Annotated in this window: 12 protein-coding genes; 9 read left to right on the forward strand and 3 right to left on the reverse strand. The window is 62.9% G+C overall.

Going from position 1 to position 15562, the window contains the following annotated elements; genetic code table 11:
* Positions 1-6: 6 nt before the first annotated feature.
* Genes tssK through tagH form a run of 3 tightly spaced genes read right to left on the reverse strand, consistent with a single transcriptional unit; the run spans position 7 to position 3290 of the window.
* A complete protein-coding gene (gene tssK / locus AB3G88_RS27920) occupies positions 7-1341 on the reverse strand; it encodes a type VI secretion system baseplate subunit TssK (protein ID WP_099586035.1) in 1335 nt (444 codons plus the stop codon).
* An 18-nt stretch (positions 1342-1359) separates the two neighbouring features.
* Positions 1360-1869, reverse strand: coding sequence for a type VI secretion system lipoprotein TssJ (tssJ, locus tag AB3G88_RS27925; RefSeq protein ID WP_099586036.1), 510 nt, complete (start codon positions 1867-1869; stop codon positions 1360-1362).
* Between the two features lie 56 nt (positions 1870-1925).
* Complete coding sequence (gene tagH, locus AB3G88_RS27930) at positions 1926-3290, reverse strand: type VI secretion system-associated FHA domain protein TagH (protein WP_480452575.1); 1365 nt, start codon at positions 3288-3290, stop codon at positions 1926-1928.
* Positions 3291-3684: 394 nt separating this feature from the next.
* Here tagH and tssA point away from each other — a divergent pair, with 394 nt between their 5' ends.
* The 9 genes from tssA (at position 3685) to AB3G88_RS27975 (ending at position 15555) form a co-directional block, all read left to right on the forward strand.
* On the forward strand, positions 3685-4704 hold the full coding sequence (tssA, locus tag AB3G88_RS27935) for a type VI secretion system protein TssA (RefSeq protein ID WP_112192774.1): 1020 nt from the start codon (positions 3685-3687) through the stop codon (positions 4702-4704).
* Positions 4705-4758: 54 nt separating this feature from the next.
* Positions 4759-5265 (forward strand): type VI secretion system contractile sheath small subunit, encoded by a 507-nt coding sequence (gene tssB / locus AB3G88_RS27940; RefSeq protein ID WP_017135823.1) that lies wholly within the window; start codon positions 4759-4761, stop codon positions 5263-5265.
* Between the two features lie 2 nt (positions 5266-5267).
* Positions 5268-6764: a type VI secretion system contractile sheath large subunit gene (gene tssC, locus AB3G88_RS27945; protein ID WP_099586039.1), complete on the forward strand. Its 1497-nt coding sequence runs from the start codon at positions 5268-5270 to the stop codon at positions 6762-6764.
* Between the two features lie 171 nt (positions 6765-6935).
* Positions 6936-7424, forward strand: a complete 489-nt coding sequence (locus AB3G88_RS27950; protein WP_017735732.1) for an Hcp family type VI secretion system effector — start codon at positions 6936-6938, stop codon at positions 7422-7424.
* 78 nt (positions 7425-7502) lie between these two features.
* The gene (tssE, locus tag AB3G88_RS27955) at positions 7503-8018 is read left to right on the forward strand and encodes a type VI secretion system baseplate subunit TssE (protein WP_005792513.1); all 516 of its coding nucleotides are present in this window, start codon (positions 7503-7505) and stop codon (positions 8016-8018) included.
* Complete coding sequence (gene tssF, locus AB3G88_RS27960; protein WP_480452578.1) at positions 8015-9874, forward strand: type VI secretion system baseplate subunit TssF; 1860 nt, start codon at positions 8015-8017, stop codon at positions 9872-9874. The genes tssE and tssF overlap by 4 nt, the downstream gene beginning before the upstream one ends.
* The gene (gene tssG / locus AB3G88_RS27965) at positions 9838-10881 is read left to right on the forward strand and encodes a type VI secretion system baseplate subunit TssG (protein ID WP_099586041.1); all 1044 of its coding nucleotides are present in this window, start codon (positions 9838-9840) and stop codon (positions 10879-10881) included. Before tssF ends, tssG begins: the two co-directional genes overlap by 37 nt.
* Entirely contained in the window at positions 10874-13528 is a 2655-nt protein-coding gene (tssH, locus tag AB3G88_RS27970) for a type VI secretion system ATPase TssH (protein WP_112192775.1), read from the forward strand. Before tssG ends, tssH begins: the two co-directional genes overlap by 8 nt.
* Before the next feature lie 86 nt (positions 13529-13614).
* The gene (locus tag AB3G88_RS27975; RefSeq protein WP_480452581.1) at positions 13615-15555 is read left to right on the forward strand and encodes a type VI secretion system Vgr family protein; all 1941 of its coding nucleotides are present in this window, start codon (positions 13615-13617) and stop codon (positions 15553-15555) included.
* The last annotated feature ends 7 nt before the right edge of the window (positions 15556-15562 follow it).

The raw sequence follows: 15562 nt of genomic DNA on the forward strand, positions 1-15562 counted from the left end.
CGCGGATTATCCTCGGATCGCCCAGAAGGCCAGGTTCAAGCCCGGGAACTGCCCGGCGATGTGGAAAGCAAAACCGCCGGAGTTGCTCAGTTGCTGCCAATGCTCACTGCCGCGGTCCAGCTCGTAATAGGTGCTGCCCGCGTGATACGGCAGTTGGCGCGGCGCCACCGGCAAGGGCACCAGGCCGATGCCCGGCAGTTGCAGGTTGACCATGTCGCGGATGTGCTCCACCGCGCCGACCTTGCTCTGCTGGCCGAAGCGACCGCGCAGGGTTTCGCCGGGCACATCGGCACGCACCACCAGGATGAAACTGGCGTTGTCGAGCAGGGTTTTGTCGGCAAGCATCGCCACGTGAATGCCGTAGGCTTTCTCGACAATCGGAATCGGCGTGGCCTTGCTGTCGATCAGCATCGACAGCGCTTCACGCAAGGCAGCCATCACCGGGGCGTAGCTCAGGGCCAGGTCATCGTGCTGGTACTGCGGGTATTCCTGGGGACGACGGCCCGCAGTGGAAAAGGTCGAGAACTCACCGGCCAGGCTCACCAGTTCGCTGAAGAAGCGCTCCGGGTGCAGCGGACTCAACTGGCTAAAATGCTGGATCAGCGGCTGGGCGCGGTTGACCAGTTGCAGCAGCATGAAATCAGCAATCTCCGATGCACCACCGGCGCCCGACGCGACCACGCGGCCGGCCAGGGCCTCGCCGCGCTGGTGCAACAGGCCCAGCAGTTCGCTGCGAAACGCGGTCAGCGGTTTGCTCGCGGCCACGTCCAATACCGGTGGAATGTAGGTGTCATCGAGCACCAGGGCGCGGTCGGCGCGCTTTTCCTTGATGCGCACCAGGCCAATGGCGGCGTAGTCGCTGATGCCGTCCTGGGCGGTCAATAGGCGCAACGCACGGGAACCCACGGCCACTGGCGCGCGGTTCTCGAACGGGGCGTTGTCGTCGCGCACTTCGCGCACCTGGCTTACGTAGCGCGCAGCCTCCAGGGCTTCGCCTTCATCAACCGTGTCCCGCGCACCGGCGCGCTTGAGCGGCAAGGCCAGGTACACCAGGCCGTCGCGCAGGTTGTCGTCGATGTTCAGCGGGCTTGGTGCCAGGTCATCCTGGGGGATATTGAACGGCGTGCCGTCAGGCAGCAGACCCCGTGCCGAGACGATGGCCAGCTTGCCCTGGGCCAGCAGGCCCTGGTCGATCAGCAACTCGGAAAACCCCCAGGCACCGGCGGCCAATGGGCGGCTGCGGGCGTCGATCAGGTTTTCCAGGTAACGGTCATGCTGCTGGAAGTGCTGCGTTCCGATGAACATGCCTTCCGACCAGACCACGCGATTGTTCCAGGACATGGGGGCTCCGATTGCTTGTTATTGGGCAGGGCTGGATGGGGAAACCACGACGTCGGCGCGCACGGCACGCACATCGAGGCTGATCTGGTATTCGGTGTATTGGCGCGCTGGCACGTTGATTACCGCGCGCCATTGCGCACGGTCCAACTCGCGGTAACCCACCAGCAAGCCGATCTGGCGCGTGGACGGGTCGAGGTCGCGCTGGATGCTCAGTTGCTGGCCGGGCTGGACCATCACTTCGTCCTGGTCCAGCAGGTCCAGGCCGAGGGTCGATTGGGCACGGTCCGCCAAGGCGAAGTAGTCGGAACGGCCGAAGGTGGCGGCGTTTTTCAGTTCGAAAATGCGCACGCGCACTGGAGCGGCCTGGCCGTTGGCGCCGGGGTTAAGCCCGGAAATTGCGTGGAAGTGCAATTCGACGGCAGCGGTATCCGCCTGCTCCTCGACCGCCGCTTCGGGTTTGACCGCGTCGTTGGCACACGCCGTCAGCAGCAGCGCGGTGGCGACTGCGAGTAAAAACCTGGGAATCATCCTGCGTCCTCAATGACGTACTTAGCTATCCGTTGATCCGTTGTTGCGGCGTGGCGTTAGCGACGCTGTCGCGCGCTGTGTTCTTCGTAGGCTCGGCTGAATTCGCGGCCGAACAGGTCCTGGAAGTCTTCCTGGGCCTCGCGGGAAATATTGCCGTAAAGCTCGGTGAACTGCTGCCAGTACTGGGCCTGGCGCGAGCCGTTGAAAAGGCTCGACAGCCCGCCGGGCTTGCCCATGCGTTCCTCCAGCTGGGTTGGTTCGAATCGCGTGAGCAAGTGCTTGATCGCGGCTTCCACCCCGGCCATCACGGCCAGCTGGTGGGCCCGCAAGTCGTCGAAACTGTCCCGCACGGCAAGGTCCGGCGCCATAAACGCTTGGTTGCCATGGCGAAGCAAAAGCAGTAACGCTTCCTCGGCATTCGGGGCAAATTTCAACGGATTGTTTTCAGCAGGCTGGATCATCGTCTGCTGCATGCGGAACTCGCCCTTGAGGCTGGCGCGGGCGCGCAACACGTCGATCAGGCCTTCGACCATCAGCCGGTAGCTGCGACCGATGCTTTCCATCTGGGCTTCGGCCTGGGCGTTGTCCAGACGCAACTGGTCGAGGCCGGCGCCACGCAGGAAGGCTTGCAAGAGGTCGGGTTGCTGGCTGTCGGCCACGGGGAGCACGGGCTCGACCACAGGTGGCGGCGCGATGACCGGCGCAGTGGGCGGTGGAGTCGGTGCCAGGGGCGGCGGCGTGCTGGGCGGCGGCGTGCTGGCCACCGGCGCGGGCGCGGGCGCGTCACCGAACAAGTCCCAGTCTTCAGGAATCACCGAGCCCGACGCCACGGGCGCTGCAACGACAGGCGCAGCCACTGGCGTCGGCGGGCGGAAGTCATGTTGCTCGGAGGGCACGTGGTCCGGCACGGTCGGCGGCGGTACGGCGGTGGGGCTGAGGAAGTCGAACAGGTCCGGCAGGGTGTCCATCGCCGAGGCGCCCTGGAACTGCGGCGCGATCACGGGCGTGGCTACCGGCGCACTGACCACGGCGCCCATCAGCGCTTCAAAGCTGTTCGGCGACTCACCGGCAAACGGCTGGTTATCGACGGCCTGCACATTGAAATCGATACGCGCCTGAATCTCGTAGTCGCCGATGCGGATCAGCTCGCCATTTTGCAGCAGCTCGCTATTGCCCCGGCGCATGCGCACACCGGCGTTAACCAACTCCACACCGTTGGTGCTGTTATCGGTTAAATAATAACGGCCGTCCTTGTATTGAATAACGCAGTGTTGCGAAGACACCAGCCGCTCAGGATCAGGCAGTACCCAGTCATTATCCGAACTGCGGCCGATCGCCATCGAGCCCTGACTCATGGACTTTTCGGCGCATTGCCCTGGGGTGATCTTGTGATAACTAGTGATAGTCAAACACAGCGACATCTTGCCTCCTTGCTGATACTTCGCGCGCGGGCGATTCCCGGGACAGCGTTTCCCGAGAGAGCCCCATCAGGTCGTGCATCCGACCGTCTACAAACTGCTGATGCCAGCATGATCGCTGATCTTAACTGGGCTCTATGACAAAAATCCTGTCCCGGTGCGCCGTTCGACCCACCGGTCGCGCAGGTTGTTAAGCACCGCACATCTGTCACAGAGGGCGAATAGCTTACCTTGACAAGGCATAAGTACTACACCAAAAATGCACAACTTCTTGAACACCAATGATGGCACATTAATAGCATTGTGCTTATATGACCAAGAAACCATGCAAAGTTCCTTGCGCAACTAATGCATGAATTGCCCGACATCTAACGGGCTGATAGGGAGATCAATTTCAGTGGATGTGCCGTTGCTGCTCACCGCCGTTTCCGCGACTTCGCCCTGTGGCGAAGACATGGAGTATGACGCGCAATTTCTCCAACTGGAGCGTGATGCCAAGGGCCAGCCTGAGCGCAGCATGGGTGACTCCATCCTGCCCGCTGAGCCGCCGGAATGGCGCAGCATCCAGCAGCAGAGCCTCGACTTGCTGCAGCGCAGCAAAGACCTGCGCATCACCCATTTCCTCCTGCAAAGCTCCCTCGCCCTCCAGGGTGTGGCCGGGCTGGCCGACGTCCTGACGCTGATCAACGCCCTGCTGCGCGAATACTGGACCGATCTGCACCCGCGCCTGGATGCCGACGACGATAACGACCCGACTGTGCGCATCAACGCCCTGTCCGGCCTGACCAGCGACGCGACCATTCGCCTGCTGCGCGAAAGCATCCTCACGCGCTCGCGCACCTTCGGCCCCGTGAGCCTGCGCGCTGCACTGAACGCCAGCGGCCTGATGAATTTCCCCGATGAACAACTCGGCGCCCAGCAACTGCACGCCGCGTTCCTCGACAGCGACCCCGAACACCTGCAAGCCACCCGCGACGCCTTGAGTGCCGCCCGTGCGGCCTGCGAAGCCATCGAGCAGCAGGTCAGCGACCAGGTCGGTTCCGCCCAGGGCGTGGACCTTACCCTCTTGAAGCAACCGCTCAAGCAAGCGCTGCAAGTGCTCAACCAAGCGGTTCCAGACACCCAAGGCAGCAGCGAACCCGAGGCCGTCAGTGACGACAATGCCCCCTCGGTCGAGTACGCCGCTGCCCCTGCCGCACCCCGCCCGGCCGGCGACATCGCCAGCCGCGATGAGGTGCTGCGCAGCCTCGACAAGATCCTTGCGTACTACACCCGTCACGAGCCTTCGAGCCCGCTGCCGGTGCTGTTGAACCGGGCGAAGAACCTGGTGCATGCCGACTTTGCGGCGATCGTGCGCAATCTGATTCCCGATGGCATGTCCCAATTTGAAAACCTGCGTGGCCCGGACGGCGAGTAAGCCGGCCGACTGCGCAGTAACAACACCGTCGCTCAAGCGACCAGGAGCAGCAACGTGGCGAAGCAAAGTTCTCAGAAATTCATCGCGCGCAACCGCGCGCCTCGGGTGCAGATCGAGTACGACGTCGAGCTCTACGGCGCCGAGAAAAAGGTCCAGCTGCCCTTCGTAATGGGTGTGATGGCCGACCTCGCCGGCAAACCTGCCGAGCCTCTGGCGCCAGTGGCTGATCGCAAGTTCCTTGAAGTGGACGTCGACAACTTCGACTCGCGCCTCAAGGCCATGCAGCCGCGCGTAGCGTTCCACGTACCGAACGAGCTGACCGGCGAAGGCAACCTGAGCCTGGATATCACGTTCGAAAGCATGGACGACTTCAGCCCGGCCGCCGTGGCCCGCAAGGTCGACTCGCTCAAGCAACTGCTCGAAGCCCGCACCCAGTTGGCCAACCTGCTGACCTACATGGACGGCAAGACGGGCGCTGAAGAAATCATCATGAAGGCAATCAAGGACCCGGCACTGCTTCAAGCACTTGCCAGCGCGCCCAAGCCTGCAGGGGACCAATAATCATGACTGACAATACCGCCCGCGAAGGCGCGCTCAACCTCGGCGCCACCGAAGAAACCAGCGAGTTCGCCTCGCTGTTGATGCAAGAATTCAAGCCCAAGACCGAGCGTGCCCGCGAAGCCGTGGAAACCGCCGTGCGCACTTTGGCTGAACAGGCACTGGCCCAGACTGACCTGGTGTCCAACGACGCGATCAAATCGATCGAATCGATCATCGCCGCCATCGACGCCAAGCTCACCGCCCAGGTCAACCAGATCATCCATCACCAGGATTTCCAGCAGCTGGAAAGTGCCTGGCGTGGCCTGCACTACCTGGTCAACAACACCGAGAGCGATGAGCAGCTGAAGATCCGCGTGCTCAACATCTCCAAGCCGGACCTGCACAAGACCCTGAAGAAATTCAAGGGCACCGCGTGGGACCAGAGCCCGATCTTCAAGAAGATGTACGAAGAAGAATACGGCCAGTTCGGCGGCGAACCGTACGGTTGCCTGGTAGGCGACTACTACTTCGACCAGTCGCCTCCGGATGTCGAGCTGCTGGGCGAGCTGTCGAAAGTCTGCGCCGCCATGCACTCCCCGTTCATCGCTGCGGCCTCGCCGACCGTGATGGGCATGGGCTCGTGGCAGGAACTGTCGAACCCGCGCGACCTGACCAAGATCTTCACCACCCCGGAATACGCCGGCTGGCGCTCGCTGCGTGAATCGGAAGACTCGCGCTACATCGGCCTGACCATGCCGCGCTTCCTGGCGCGCCTGCCGTATGGCGCTAAGACCGACCCGGTGGAAGCTTTCGCCTTCGAAGAAAACACCGACGGTGCCGACAGCTCCAAGTACACCTGGGCCAACGCCGCGTACGCGATGGCGGTGAACATCAACCGTTCGTTCAAGCACTACGGCTGGTGCTCGCGCATCCGTGGCGTGGAGTCCGGTGGTGAAGTGGAAAACCTGCCGGCCCACACGTTCCCTACCGATGACGGTGGCGTGGACATGAAGTGCCCGACCGAAATCGCCATCAGCGACCGCCGTGAAGCGGAGCTGGCGAAGAACGGTTTCATGCCGCTGCTGCACAAGAAAAACACCGACTTCGCCGCGTTCATCGGCGCCCAGTCGTTGCAGAAACCGGCCGAATACGACGACCCGGACGCCACCGCCAACGCCAACCTGGCTGCGCGCCTGCCGTACCTGTTCGCCACCTGCCGTTTCGCGCACTACTTGAAGTGCATCGTGCGCGACAAGATCGGTTCCTTCAAAGAGAAGGACGAGATGCAGCGCTGGTTGCAGGACTGGATCCTCAACTACGTCGACGGCGACCCGGCGCACTCCACCGAAACCACCAAGGCCCAGCACCCATTGGCTGCCGCCGAAGTGATCGTGGAAGACGTCGAAGGCAACCCGGGTTACTACAACTCCAAGTTCTACCTGCGCCCGCACTATCAGCTTGAAGGGCTGACCGTGTCGCTGCGCCTGGTATCGAAGCTGCCTTCGGCCAAGAGCGCCTAACCCACGGATGAGCTGGCTCTTCTGTGGGAGGGGGCTTGCCCCCGATAGCATCACTGGGGTGTGACTGACACACCGAGGTGCCTGCATCGGGGGCAAGCGCCCTCCCACACAAAAGCACTGCCCATTTGGAGTAACTCAAATTCAGTGGCAAGCGCCACACAGGGAGAAAACATGGCTGTTGATATTTTCATCAAGATCGGCGACATCAAGGGCGAGTCCATGGACAAGGCCCACAAGGACGAAATCGACGTACTGAACTGGAGCTGGGGCATGGCCCAGTCCGGCAACATGCACGTGGGCGGCGGTGGCGGCGCGGGCAAGGTGAATATCCAGGACCTGTCGCTGACCAAGTACGTCGACAAAGCGTCGCCGAACCTGATGATGCACTGCGCCAGCGGCAAGCACATCGACAAGGTCAAGCTGACCGTGCGCAAGGCCGGTGGTGAAAGCCAGGTCGAGTACATGGTGATCAACCTGGAAGAAGTGCTGGTCACTTCCCTGAGCACCGGTGGTTCGGGTTCCGATGACCGCCTGACCGAGAACGTCACGCTGAACTTCGCCCAAGTGATGGTCGACTACCAGCCGCAGAAAGCCGACGGCACCAAAGACGGCGGCGCGATCAAGTTTGGCTGGAACATCCGTTCCAACACCAAGCGCTGATAGCCCTTGTGGCCATGGCTTCGCGCCATGGCCCAAGACATTTTGTTTCTCTCGCAACCCGTCCGTGGAGCTGCTTTGGTGGTAACTGAAATCGCTTCCCGCGACCGTCTGCAGCCGTCCTTGCTGGACCGGCTGACCGACGACGATCCAACCAACCCGAAGGAAAGCGCCGACAAACGCGTGCTGTCCCTGACCCAATTGAAAGCCTCGGTCTTGCGCGACCTGGCGTGGCTGCTCAACACCACGTCGTTGCTCGATGCCGATGCCACGCTGCACACCCCGGCCGGCACTTCGGTGGTCAATTACGGCCTGCCGGCGCTCGCCGGCAACAGCGTTTCCAGTGTCGATATCAAGGCCCTGGAAGCCCTGATCTACCAGGCCATCGCCACCTTTGAGCCACGCATTCTGCGCCACACCCTGCGGGTCAAAGCCCGTGTCGGCCATGGCGAAATGAACCACAACGCCCTGAGTTTCGAGATCGAAGGCGACCTGTGGGCGCAGCCGGTGCCGTTGCGCCTGTTGCTGCAAACCGACCTCGACCTGGAATCCGGCCACGTGCGCGTGGTCAATGCCGACCAGCGGAGACGCCCATGAACCCGCGCCTGCTGGAGCTGTACAACCAGGAACTGCACCACGTGCGCGAAAGCGCCGCCGAGTTCGCCAAGGAATACCCGAAGATCGCCAGTCGGCTGACGTTGTCCGGTATGGACTGCGCCGACCCGTACGTCGAACGCCTGCTCGAAGGCTTTGCCTACCTCACGGCCCGCGTACAGCTCAAGCTCGACGCCGAGTACCCGACCTTCACCCACAACCTGCTGGAAATCGCCTACCCGCATTACCTGGCGCCAACCCCGTCGATGACCGTGGTGCAGTTGCAGACCGATCCCGACGAAGGCTCCCTGGCCAGTGGTTTCCCCCTGCCCCGCGACACCGTGTTGCGCGCCGCCCTGGGCCGCGAAACCCAGACCTGCTGCGAGTACCGCACCGCCCACCCGGTGACGTTGTGGCCGTTGCAGGTCAGCAACGCCGAATACTTCGGCAACCCCGCCGCCGTGCTCGGCCGCCTGGCCGCCAGCGAACCCAAGGCCAAGGCCGGTTTGCGCCTGACCCTGCGCACCGGCGCCGAATTGCCGTTCAACAGTCTCGACCTGGACAACCTGCCGCTCTACCTCAGCGGCGCCGACGAGCAACCGTTCCGCCTCTACGAGCAACTGCTGGGCAACGCCTGTGCGGTGTTCGCGCGCAAGCCCGGTGGCGATTGGGTTGAGCGCTTGCCCCAGGACGCACTGCGCTCCCGGGGTTTTGACGATGCCGACGCGGCCATGCCAGTGGTAGCACGGGCGTTTCAGGGCTATCGGTTGTTGCAGGAGTACTTCGCCCTGCCCCATCGCTTCCTGTTCGTCGAATTCGCCGAGCTGAGCCGTGCGGTCAAACGCTGCGATGGCCAGGAACTGGAGCTGATCGTGCTGTTCGACCGCCACGAACCGAGCCTGGAAGGCAGCGTCGGCGCGGCGCAGTTCCTGCCGTTCTGCACGCCGGCGATCAACCTGTTCCCCAAGCGCGTGGACCGTATCCACTTGTCCGACCGCGTCAACGAACACCATGTGATCGCCGACCGCACGCGGCCGATGGATTTCGAGATTCACTCGCTCAGCGGCATCACCGGCCACGGCACCGGGCCGGAGCAGCCGTTTTTGCCGTTCTACGCGGTGCGTGACCCGTCCCGTTACGGCCGTGACCAGGCCTACTACACGGTGCGTCGCGAGCCCCGCGTGCTGTCCAGCGACCAACGTCGCAACGGCCCGCGCTCCACCTACGTGGGCAGCGAAACCTTCGTCAGCCTGGTGGACAGCCGCCAGGCACCCTACGGCCACGACTTGCGCCAACTGGGCGTGACGGCGCTGTGCACCAACCGCGATTTATCGCTGTTCATGAGCGTGGGCAATGGCAAGACCGACTTCACCCTGGCCGACAGCGCCCCGGTGCTGGCCGTGCGCTGCGTGGCGGGCCCGAGTCGCCCGCGTGCCAGCCATGCCCATGACGCCAAGGCCTGGCGCCTGATCAGCCAGTTGTCACTCAACTACCTGTCTTTGAGCGAGCAAGGCCAGGGCGCCGGCGCCTTGCGCGAACTGCTGCGCCTGTACGGCGACAGCAACGATGCGGCGCTGCAATTGCAGATCGAAGGCCTGCGCGACGTCAGCAGCAAAGCCGTGACCCGCCGCCTGCCGATGCCCGGCCCGATTGTGTTTGGCCGTGGCCTTGAGATCACATTGGAATTCGATGAAAACGCGTTTCGCGGCACCGGCGTGTTCCTGCTCGGTGCGGTGCTGGAACGCTTCCTGGCACGCTACGTGTCGATCAACAGCTTTACCGAGACGGTGATCCGTACCACCGAACGCGGCGAGATCATGCGATGGAAAGCCAAGCCCGGGCGGCGTCCGACCCTGTGAGTACCCTGGATGCGATGCATCAGGAGCCCTGGGAATACGATTTCTTCCAGGCATTGCGGCGTATCGAGTGCGAATCGCCCGAGCTGCCGCGCCTGGGCCATTCCCTGCGCCTGGCCGATGACCCGCTGCGTCTTGGGCAACAGGCCGATTGCACCTTCGCCCCGGCCACGCTGGCCTCCGTCGATCCCGGTGGCGACGGCAAGCCGGCGCGGCTGGAGCAGTTCTTTTTCGGCCTCGGCGGCCCCAACGGCCCGCTGCCGCTGCACATCACCGAGTATGTGCGTGAGCGCCAGCGCAACAACGCCGACAGCACCAGCAAGCAGTTCCTGGACGTGTTCCATCACCGTCTGCTCAGCCTGTTTTACCGCGCCTGGGCCGAGGCCCGGCCGACGGTCAGCCATGACCGCCCGGACGATGACTACTGGTCTGCACGCCTCGCCGCCCTGAGTGGCCGGGGCATGCCAAGCCTGCTCAACCAAGGGCTGATTCCCGACACCGCGAAGCTGCATTACAGCGGCCATTTATCCGCACAGACCCGTTATCCGGACGGCTTGAAGGCGATCCTCAGCGAGTATTTCGGCCTGCCCGTGGCGATTGAAGAATACGTCGGCCAATGGCTGGAACTGCCCGAGCGCAGCCGCGTGAGTGTCAGCGCCAACCGGTTGGGCGTGGACTTCTGCCTGGGCAGCCATGTGTGGGACCGCCAGCATAAATTTCGTATTCGCCTCGGCCCGCTCACGCTGGATGACTACATGGGCATGCTGCCCGGCCAACAGCCGTTCAACGAGCTGGTGGCGTGGGTCGCCGAGTACCTGGGCCATGAATTGGACTGGGATCTGAACCTGGTTTTGCAACAACCCGAAGTACCGGCGCTGCAACTCAACGGTCAGTTCCGCCTGGGCTTCAACACCTGGCTCGGCCGCCCTGCGGTTGACGCCAACGACCTAATCCTGGCCCGGCATTACGCCGATCACGCCACCACCTCAAGGAATCCAGAGCATGGGTGAAATCAGTCGCGCCGCGTTGTTCGGCAAACTCAACAGCGTGGCCTACAAGGCCATCGAAGCCGCCACGGTGTTCTGCAAATTGCGCGGTAACCCGTATGTGGAACTGGCCCACTGGTTTCACCAGTTGCTGCAACTGCAGGACTCGGACCTGCACCGCATCATCCGCCAGTTCAACGTGGAGCCGGCGCGCCTGGCCCGTGACCTGACCGAAGCCCTGGACCGCCTGCCGCGCGGCTCGACGTCGATCACCGACCTGTCCTCCCATGTGGAAGAAGCCGTGGAACGCGGCTGGGTCTACGGCAGCCTGATGTTCGGCGAAAGCCAGGTGCGCACCGGTTACCTGGTGCTGGGCATCCTCAAGACGCCAAGCTTGCGCCATGGGTTGCTGGGCTTGTCGTCGGAGTTCGACAAGATCAAGGCCGAGGCCCTGAGCGAACGCTTTGACGAGTACGTCGGCGACTCGCCGGAAAATGCCCTTAGCGCCAGCGACGGCTTCGACGCCGGGGTGCCAGGCGAAGCCAGCGGCGCGATGGCGCCGAGCGCGATGGGCAAGCAGGAAGCGCTCAAGCGTTTCACCGTGGACCTGACCGAACAGGCGCGCAGCGGCAAGCTAGACCCGATTGTTGGCCGCGATGAAGAAATTCGCCAGTTGGTCGACATCCTCATGCGCCGACGCCAGAACAACCCAATCCTTACCGGTGAAGCCGGGGTAGGCAAGACCGCCGTAGTCGAAGGTTTTGCCCTGCGCATCGTCGCCGGTGATGTGCCGCCGGCACTGAAAGACGTGGAACTGCGCAGCCTCGACGTGGGCCTGCTGCAAGCCGGCGCCAGCATGAAAGGTGAGTTCGAACAGCGCCTGCGCCAGGTCATCGAAGACGTTCAGGCGTCACCCAAGCCGATCATCCTGTTCATCGACGAAGCCCATACGCTGGTGGGTGCCGGTGGCGCCGCCGGAACGGGCGATGCGGCCAACCTGCTCAAGCCCGCCCTCGCCCGTGGCACCTTGCGTACCGTGGCCGCCACTACCTGGGCCGAGTACAAGAAGCACATCGAGAAAGATCCGGCCCTGACCCGCCGTTTCCAGGTGGTGCAAGTCGCCGAGCCGTCGGAAGACAAAGCCCTGCTGATGATGCGCGGCGTGGCCTCGACCATGGAAAAACACCACCAGGTGCAGATCCTCGACGAAGCGCTGGAAGCGTCGGTGAAGCTGTCGCACCGCTACATCCCGGCGCGCCAGTTGCCGGACAAATCCGTGAGCCTGCTGGACACCGCCTGCGCCCGCGTCGCCATCAGCCTGCACGCCGTACCGGCCGAAGTGGACGACAGCCGCCGCCGCATCGAAGCCCTGGAAACCGAGCTGCAAATCATCGCCCGCGAGCATGCCATCGGCATCGACATTGGTGCACGCCAGAGCAACAGCGAAGCCTTGCTGACGAGCGAACGTGAACGCTTGGCGACACTGGAAAGCCGTTGGGCCGAAGAGAAAACCCTGGTGGACGAGTTGCTCGCCACCCGCGCAACCCTGCGTGAAAAAGCCGGGGTGGTGGACAGCGGCAACGATGAATTGCGTGCGCAATTAATCGACTTGCAACAGCGCCTCACCGCGCTGCAAGGCGAAACCCCGCTGATCCTGCCGACCGTGGATTACCAGGCCGTGGCCTCGGTGGTCGCCGACTGGACCGGTATTCCGGTGGGCCGCATGGCGCGCAACGAACTGGAAACCGTGCTCAACCTCGACCAGCACCTGAAGAAACGCATCATCGGCCAGGACCATGCCTTGCAGATGATCGCCAAGCGCATCCAGACCTCCCGCGCCGGCCTCGACAACCCGAGCAAGCCGATTGGCGTGTTCATGCTCGCCGGCACCTCGGGCGTGGGCAAGACCGAAACCGCCCTGGCCCTGGCCGAAGCCATGTACGGCGGTGAGCAGAACGTGATCACCATCAACATGAGCGAATTCCAGGAAGCCCACACGGTATCGACCCTCAAGGGCGCGCCACCGGGCTATATCGGCTACGGCGAAGGCGGCGTGTTGACCGAAGCGGTGCGGCGCAAGCCCTACAGCGTGGTGCTGCTGGACGAAGTGGAAAAAGCCCACCCGGACGTGCATGAGATCTTCTTCCAGGTGTTCGACAAGGGCGTGATGGAGGACGGCGAAGGCCGGGTGATCGACTTCAAGAACACCCTGATCCTGCTGACCACCAACGCCGGCACGGAGCTGATTTCCCAGGTCTGCAAAGACCCGGCGAACATCCCCGAGCCCGAGGAAATAGCCAAGGCCCTGCGCCAGCCACTGCTGGAGATTTTCCCGCCGGCGCTGCTGGGCCGCCTGGTGACGATTCCGTACTACCCGCTGAGTGACACGATGCTCAAGGCGATTACCCGCCTGCAATTGGGGCGCATCAAGAAGCGTGTGGAGAGCACCCACAAAGTCGCCTTCGACTACGACGACGCGGTGGTCGACCTGATCGTCTCGCGCTGCACCGAAACCGAAAGCGGCGGGCGCATGATCGACACCATCCTCACCAACAGCCTGTTGCCGGACATGAGCCGTGAATTCCTCACGCGCATGCTCGAAGGCAAGGCGTTGGCGGGGGTGCGGATCAGCAGCCGGGATAACGAGCTGCACTACCAGTTCAACGATTGACCTGACGGAACGCGGAAAAAAATGTGGGAGGGGGCTTGCCCCCTCCCACATTTGGATTGGGTTCCTTCAGCTATTAGGGTACTTCGATGCTTTTTAACCAAGCCTCACGCCTGGCCAAGATCACCAGCCCCCTCGGGCCGGATGTGCTGTTGCTCAATGAAATGGGCGGCGGTGAAGAACTGGGGCGGCTGTTCAACTATGAGCTGCAACTGACGTCCCTGGACGCCAACATCGATCTCAACCAGTTGCTGGGCAAGTCGATGAGCGTCGGTGTGCAACTGGCGGACGGTGGCGAGCGGCACTTCCACGGCATCGTTGCGCGCTGCAGCCAGAACATCGACCGGGGCCAGTTCGCCAGTTACCAAGTGACGCTGCGCCCGTGGTTCTGGCTGCTCAGCCGCACCTCGGACTGCCGGATTTTCCAGAACCAGAGCATCCCGCAGATCATCAAGCAGGTGTTCCGCGACCTGGGTTTTTCCGACTTCGAAGACGCCCTGAGCCGGCCGTACCGCGAGTGGGAATACTGCGTGCAGTACCGCGAGACCAGCTTCGATTTCGTCAGCCGCCTGATGGAACAGGAAGGCATCTACTACTTCTTCCGCCATGAACAGGACCGCCACGTGCTGGTGCTGGCCGACGCCTATGGCGCCCACACCACCGTGCCGGGCTATGCGTCGATCCCGTATTACCCCAAGGATGAGCAGCAGCGCGAACGCGACCACATGCACAACTGGCACCTGGCGCAGGAAGTGCAGCCAGGCTCCCTGGAGCTCAACGACTACGACTTCCAGCGCCCCAGCGCCAGCATCGACGTGCGCTCGGCCATGCCGCGCCCGCACACTGCCGGCGATTACCCGCTGTATGACTACCCCGGCACCTATGTGCAAAGCGCCGACGGCGAACACTACGCGCGCACCCGCATCGAAGCCCTGCAAACCCTGCATGAGCAGATCGAGTTCAACGGCAATGCCCGCGGCCTCGGTTCGGGCCACCTGTTCAGCCTCACCGGCTTCAGTCGCCAGGACCAGAACCGCGAATACCTGATCGTCGGCTGTCGCTATCTCATCGTCCAGGAAAGCCTGGAAAGCGGCGGCGGCTCAGGCTCGGCGCAGTTTGAAAGCAGCCTGACCTGCATCGACGCCCAACAAAGCTTCCGCCCCCTGGCGAGCACCTATCGCCCCATCGTCAAAGGCCCGCAGACCGCGCTGGTGGTCGGCCCCAAAGGCGAGGAAATCTGGACCGACCAATACGGCCGCGTGAAGGTGCACTTCTACTGGGACCGCCATGACCAATCCAACGAAAACAGCTCGTGCTGGATTCGCGTGTCGCAATCCTGGGCCGGCAAGAACTGGGGCTCGATGCAGATCCCACGGATCGGCCAGGAAGTGATTGTCAGCTTCCTCGAAGGCGACCCCGACCGGCCGATCATCACAGGGCGGGTGTACAACGCCGAGCAGACGGTGCCTTACGATCTGCCGGAAAACGCTACCCAAAGCGGTATGAAAAGCCGCTCCAGCAAGGGCGGCACACCGGCCAACTTCAATGAAATCCGCATGGAGGACAAGAAGGGCCTGGAGCAGTTGTACATTCATGCCGAGCGTAATCAGGACATCGTGGTGGAGGTGGATGAGAGCCATTCGGTGGGGCATGACCGTAATAAAAGCATTGGGCACAACGAGACGGTGACCATTGGCAACAACCGCCTGCGCGTCGTCAAGCAGGAAGACATCCTCTCGGTGGGCCAGAGAAAGACCGACAGCATCAGCCAGAGCTACGTGATCGAAGTGGGTGAAAACCTGCGTCTGGTCTGCGGCGAAAGCATTCTGGAGCTCAACGCCAGCGGGCAGATCAACCTGACCGGCGTGCAGATCAGCTTCTACGCCAGCGGCGATGCCGAGTTCAACACCGGCGGCGTGCTGCACCTGAACAATGGTGGCGGCGCTGGCGCCACGCCCGACGGCCAGGGCGTCAAAGCCAGTATCGACGCCAATATCAAAGCCGCGTTTCCCGCGCCTAAAAGTTCCTGACGAGACC

This window comes from Pseudomonas arvensis, assembly GCF_056688935.1.

Excerpts from the sequence above, each read along its gene's own strand:
- tssK (WP_099586035.1), bottom strand. The coding sequence starts at position 1,341 with ATGTCCTGGAACAATCGCGTGGTCTGGTCGGAAGGCATGTTCATCGGA.
- tssJ (WP_099586036.1), bottom strand. The coding sequence starts at position 1,869 with ATGATTCCCAGGTTTTTACTCGCAGTCGCCACCGCGCTGCTGCTGACG.
- tagH (WP_480452575.1), bottom strand. The coding sequence starts at position 3,290 with ATGTCGCTGTGTTTGACTATCACTAGTTATCACAAGATCACCCCAGGG.
- tssC (WP_099586039.1), top strand. The coding sequence starts at position 5,268 with ATGACTGACAATACCGCCCGCGAAGGCGCGCTCAACCTCGGCGCCACC.
- AB3G88_RS27950 (WP_017735732.1), top strand. The coding sequence starts at position 6,936 with ATGGCTGTTGATATTTTCATCAAGATCGGCGACATCAAGGGCGAGTCC.
- tssF (WP_480452578.1), top strand. The coding sequence starts at position 8,015 with ATGAACCCGCGCCTGCTGGAGCTGTACAACCAGGAACTGCACCACGTG.
- tssG (WP_099586041.1), top strand. The coding sequence starts at position 9,838 with ATGGAAAGCCAAGCCCGGGCGGCGTCCGACCCTGTGAGTACCCTGGAT.
- tssH (WP_112192775.1), top strand. The coding sequence starts at position 10,874 with ATGGGTGAAATCAGTCGCGCCGCGTTGTTCGGCAAACTCAACAGCGTG.
- AB3G88_RS27975 (WP_480452581.1), top strand. The coding sequence starts at position 13,615 with ATGCTTTTTAACCAAGCCTCACGCCTGGCCAAGATCACCAGCCCCCTC.